Annotated in this window: 1 tRNA gene and 1 rRNA gene; both read left to right on the top strand. The window is 48.2% G+C overall.

The annotated features are described in order from the left end of the window. Positions 1 to 211 precede the first annotated feature (211 nt). Positions 212 to 1733, top strand: a 16S ribosomal RNA gene (locus WG905_RS19460). Positions 1734 to 1926: 193 nt separating this feature from the next. Continuing rightward, a tRNA-Ile gene (locus tag WG905_RS19455) sits at positions 1927 to 2000 on the top strand. Positions 2001 to 2002: the final 2 nt, after the last annotated feature.

Here is a 2002-nt window from a genome sequence, read left to right as displayed (position 1 = left end):
ATTGCAACATATACAGGCCACCGTGAGGCGCGGCCGCGAAGTTCATTAAAGAGATGTCATTTATACAAACGCAGCGAGGTAACAAGGTACGGTTCAAAGTACATGAAACTGGAGCTAAGTTTTAGAGTCAAAATCTAACAGACAATACAATTAGAATAAAGACTATTATTAATACAAGTTAAGAATGGTCAGCGTTCAAACAACACATTTTACAATGGAGAGTTTGATCCTGGCTCAGGATGAACGCTAGCGGCAGGCCTAATACATGCAAGTCGAACGATATTTCCCAGCTTGCTGGGAGAAAAAGTGGCGCACGGGTGCGTAACGCGTATGCAACCTACCTTAATCTGGGGGATAGCCCGAAGAAATTCGGATTAACACCGCATAACAACACGAGATAGCATTATTTTGTGTTCAAATATTTATAGGATTAAGATGGGCATGCGTGTCATTAGCTAGTTGGCGAGGTAACGGCTCACCAAGGCGACGATGACTAGGGGATCTGAGAGGATGACCCCCCACACTGGTACTGAGACACGGACCAGACTCCTACGGGAGGCAGCAGTAAGGAATATTGGTCAATGGAGGCAACTCTGAACCAGCCATGCCGCGTGCAGGAAGACAGCCCTCTGGGTCGTAAACTGCTTTTATTCGGGAATAAACCTATCTACGTGTAGATAGCTGAATGTACCGAAGGAATAAGGATCGGCTAACTCCGTGCCAGCAGCCGCGGTAATACGGAGGATCCAAGCGTTATCCGGATTTATTGGGTTTAAAGGGTGCGTAGGCGGCTTATTAAGTCAGGGGTGAAAGACGGTGGCTCAACCATCGCAGTGCCCTTGATACTGATGAGCTTGAATACACTAGAGGTAGGCGGAATGTGACAAGTAGCGGTGAAATGCATAGATATGTCACAGAACACCGATTGCGAAGGCAGCTTACTATGGTGTCATTGACGCTGAGGCACGAAAGCGTGGGGATCAAACAGGATTAGATACCCTGGTAGTCCACGCCCTAAACGATGAATACTCGCTGTTAGCGATATACAGTTAGCGGCTAAGCGAAAGCATTAAGTATTCCACCTGGGGAGTACGCCCGCAAGGGTGAAACTCAAAGGAATTGACGGGGGCCCGCACAAGCGGAGGAGCATGTGGTTTAATTCGATGATACGCGAGGAACCTTACCCGGGCTTGAAAGTTAGTGAATGATTTAGAGATAGATCAGTCCGCAAGGACACGAAACTAGGTGCTGCATGGCTGTCGTCAGCTCGTGCCGTGAGGTGTTGGGTTAAGTCCCGCAACGAGCGCAACCCCTATGTTTAGTTGCCAGCACGTCATGGTGGGGACTCTAAACAGACTGCCTGTGCAAACAGAGAGGAAGGAGGGGACGACGTCAAGTCATCATGGCCCTTACGTCCGGGGCTACACACGTGCTACAATGGATGGTACAGAGGGCAGCAAGCTGGCAACAGCAAGCGAATCTCAAAAAGCCATTCACAGTTCGGATAGAGGTCTGCAACTCGACCTCTTGAAGTTGGATTCGCTAGTAATCGCGTATCAGCAATGACGCGGTGAATACGTTCCCGGGCCTTGTACACACCGCCCGTCAAGCCATGGAAGTTGGGGGTACCTAAAGTATGTAACCGCAAGGAGCGTCCTAAGGTAAAACCGATAACTGGGGCTAAGTCGTAACAAGGTAGCCGTACCGGAAGGTGCGGCTGGAATACCTCCTTTCTGGAGTAGAATTGACTACTTGCTGCGTTTAAATGATATAAATGACCATAAAAATCTCAAAAGAAACACCCATTAGGATGAAACATTAGTTCAGTGTTCCAGACCGAGCGTGGGGGACTACCAAAACGAGTAAGCAGGCTAAGTGAAACTGAGAAATCAATACTCAAATAGTCTTCAAAGCTCAAAAACAAATAGTCCCGTAGCTCAGTTGGTTAGAGCACTACACTGATAATGTAGGGGTCAGCAGTTCAAATCTGCTCGGGACTACA

It is taken from the genome of Pedobacter immunditicola, assembly GCF_037482985.1.
Taxonomy (GTDB): Bacteria; Bacteroidota; Bacteroidia; order Sphingobacteriales; family Sphingobacteriaceae; genus Pedobacter; species Pedobacter immunditicola.
Note: the sequence above shows the minus strand (reverse complement) of the source record. Positions and strands in the feature narration are given on the sequence as shown.